The organism is Accumulibacter sp. (assembly GCF_029255285.1).
Lineage (GTDB): Bacteria > Pseudomonadota > Gammaproteobacteria > Burkholderiales > Rhodocyclaceae > Accumulibacter.
The window spans coordinates 1-2,533 of sequence record NZ_JAPUVI010000049.1 but is presented as its reverse complement, the minus strand read 5'-3'; the positions used below and the strand labels follow the sequence as shown (position 1 = coordinate 2,533).

General features: G+C 61.4%; 4 protein-coding genes. 1 reads left to right on the top strand and 3 read right to left on the bottom strand.

Annotated elements, in window-relative coordinates; translation table 11 throughout:
* A partial coding sequence (locus Q1M07_RS07310) for a YidB family protein (protein WP_300452539.1) occupies window positions 1-238 on the top strand: 238 nt, incomplete at its 5' end.
* 31 nt (window positions 239-269) lie between these two features.
* Here Q1M07_RS07310 and Q1M07_RS07305 read toward each other — a convergent pair.
* The 3 genes from Q1M07_RS07305 to Q1M07_RS07295 all read right to left on the bottom strand — a co-directional run bounded on the left by Q1M07_RS07305 (window position 270) and on the right by Q1M07_RS07295 (window position 2,416).
* The gene (locus tag Q1M07_RS07305; protein ID WP_300452537.1) at window positions 270-1,121 is read right to left on the bottom strand and encodes a sulfurtransferase; all 852 of its coding nucleotides are present in this window, start codon (window positions 1,119-1,121) and stop codon (window positions 270-272) included.
* 10 nt (window positions 1,122-1,131) lie between these two features.
* Window positions 1,132-1,491, bottom strand: a complete 360-nt coding sequence (locus tag Q1M07_RS07300) for an STAS/SEC14 domain-containing protein (RefSeq protein ID WP_300452535.1) — start codon at window positions 1,489-1,491, stop codon at window positions 1,132-1,134.
* A 61-nt stretch (window positions 1,492-1,552) separates the two neighbouring features.
* On the bottom strand, window positions 1,553-2,416 hold the full coding sequence (locus tag Q1M07_RS07295) for a DMT family transporter (protein WP_300452541.1): 864 nt from the start codon (window positions 2,414-2,416) through the stop codon (window positions 1,553-1,555).
* Window positions 2,417-2,533: the final 117 nt, after the last annotated feature.

Here is a 2,533-nt window from a genome sequence, read left to right as displayed (position 1 = left end):
GCAGAATCTGCCGGTGAGCGCCGAGCAGATCGGGAAGGTGTTCGGCGGTGCCGAATTGAGCGATATGGCGGCACAACTCGGTATTCCGGGCGAGCAACTGGCGGGACATATTGCCAATTTGTTGCCGGGCGTCGTCGATGGTTTGACGCCGAACGGTCAGTTGCCCGACACCGGGGCCGAAGGCGTTGATGTCGGACAAGCCCTCGCCGGCCTTGCGGCCATGTTCGGCAAGGGCTGACCGACTCTTGAGCAGATAACCGGCCTCTTATTTACTGCCCGGTTGCGATGGGCCGGGCAGGGTCGGCGCACCATTCGCTCCACGATCCGGCATAGAGTCTGGCGCCCGAGAGTCCGGCGACTTCCATTGCCAGTAGATTGTGGCAGGCGGTGACGCCGGAACCGCATTGGTGCACCACGTGGTGGGCATCGCCGCCCTTGATGAGGGCGCCGAATTCTTCCTGAAGCTGCGCGGCTGCCTTGAAGCAGCCGTTGGCATCCAGGTTGTCCCGGAAGAATCGGTTGATTGCGCCTGGAATGTGGCCACCGACAGGATCAAGCGTTTCGTTCTCGCCACGAAAGCGGTCTGGCGCGCGGGCGTCGATGAGCAGCATGGACGGGCTGTGCAGGTGGCTGTGAACGTAATTGGCATCGACCCGCATGCCGGACCTGGGTTTGGGCATGAACGTTGTCGCGACTGGTTCGCGACAATCGGTGGCAAGCGGATGTCCGCCCGCTAACCAAGCTTGGAAGCCGCCGTTCAATACCGCGACCCGGTCGTGTCCTAGCCAGCGTAGCAGCCACCAGAGGCGCGCGGCGAACATGCCGCCGCTGTCGTCGTAAGCCACAACCTGCGTGTCGGAGCCGACGCCCAGGCTGCCAAGCTTGTCGGCGAGCAGTTGCGGGTCGGGCAGGGGGTGGCGGCCATTGAGGCCCGACAGGGGGCCGGAAAGGTCTTCGTTCAAGTCTAGAAAGCAGGCATCCGGCAGATGCCCCGCTATGTAGGCCTGACGACCGGCTGGTGGGTCGGCCAGATTGAAGCGGCAATCGAAGATCCGCCAGGCGGGCGTGGCCAGCTTGGCCAATTCCTGAACGCTGATGAGGCTGTAAAAGGGCGCGGGCACGACGTGAACCTCAGACGACCGATTCGATACCGCCGAGCCAGGCTTCGGCATCGTCCAGATCTTCGAAAACACGCACCTTGGCTGCGACGAAGATCTGTGACAACCACGCGCTCCAGGTGATCCACTGATCGTCGGTGAGGATGGCGATGCGCGCGAAGTCGTTGGAGTGAGCGCGGGCGAAGCGGATTTCTTCGAGCGCCATGTCGACGGTGAATCCGCTCATTTCGCGTAGATCGAAGAACAGATTGACCGGCCCTTCAAAGCGCACCTTGTAATTGAAGATTTCTTCGAATTCCTTGTAGTCGGCCAACGTGAATTCGCCGAAGACCGTGAGATTGACCCGGTTTTCCTGGTTGTCGATGGTGATCATGGCCTGTGCTTTCTATGGAAATGACGGGATGTCGTCAGTGTAGCCTCGCGGTGCACCCGCTTCAATCGGACTCCGCTGCCGGTGCGGGCTGGCGCGAGGCGAGGGAAACCAGCACGCCGCTGGCGATGATGATGGCGATGGCCAGCGCCGAGGTCCAAGGCAAGTGCTCGTTCCATAACGCGACGCCGAATAGGCTCGAAAATATCACTGTTGAGTACGACAGGTTGGCCGAAACGACGGTCTTTCCATAGCGGTAGGCGCGGGTCATGGCTAATTGCGCACAGCCGCCGAAACCACCGACGCCGAGGATAATGGCGGCATTTTGCAGATCAATCGCGTGCAGCTGGCCGGCGAGTAGTGTCCAAGAGAGGCCGAGCAGGCTGGTCACAAAGGAAAACCACAGCACCGTCCGGGCTTCCGGCTCGCCGACACGGCCAAGTTCGCGCACGTTGACATAGGCTACGCTCGCGATCAGTCCGGACCCGATTCCGCCGACTGCACCGACCCATTGATCGGCCCGCAAGGTTGGCTTGAGCAGTAGCACTACACCGACGAAGCCCAGACCAATGGCGGCAAAGGCTTTGATTCCGAGACGTTCGCGAAACCACAGTACGAGCAACAGCGCGACGAATAGCGGTGAGGTGTAGGCCAGGGTGACGGCGGTGGCGAGGGGCAGAATGCTCAGGGCAAAGAAGTAACACATCAGGGACAGGGTGCCCGAGAGTCCGCGCGATAGCTGCATGCGCCAGTGCGGGGTAGTCCAGGAAATGCCCTGCAGGCGCACGAGCATCAGCATCATCAGGAATCCGACGAAACCGCGGTAGAACACCAGTTCGCCGGTGGAGAAGTGGCCGGAGCCGAGTTTCACGCAGACGCCCATGCAGGCGAACAGCAGGCTGGCGACGATCATCCAGAGAGATTGCATGCGGCGAGGTGGCGGGGAAAACCTCGATTCTACCGGAGCCATACGGCCGGCCAGGATACGCGACATCCAACGAAAAACCCCCGTGGCTTGCACCACGGGGGTTTTATCAACCAAGCG

Bases quoted from the DNA above. Each gene is read 5' to 3' on its own strand.
- Q1M07_RS07295 (WP_300452541.1), bottom strand. From the start codon at position 2,416: ATGCAATCTCTCTGGATGATCGTCGCCAGCCTGCTGTTCGCCTGCATG.
- Q1M07_RS07300 (WP_300452535.1), bottom strand. From the start codon at position 1,491: ATGATCACCATCGACAACCAGGAAAACCGGGTCAATCTCACGGTCTTC.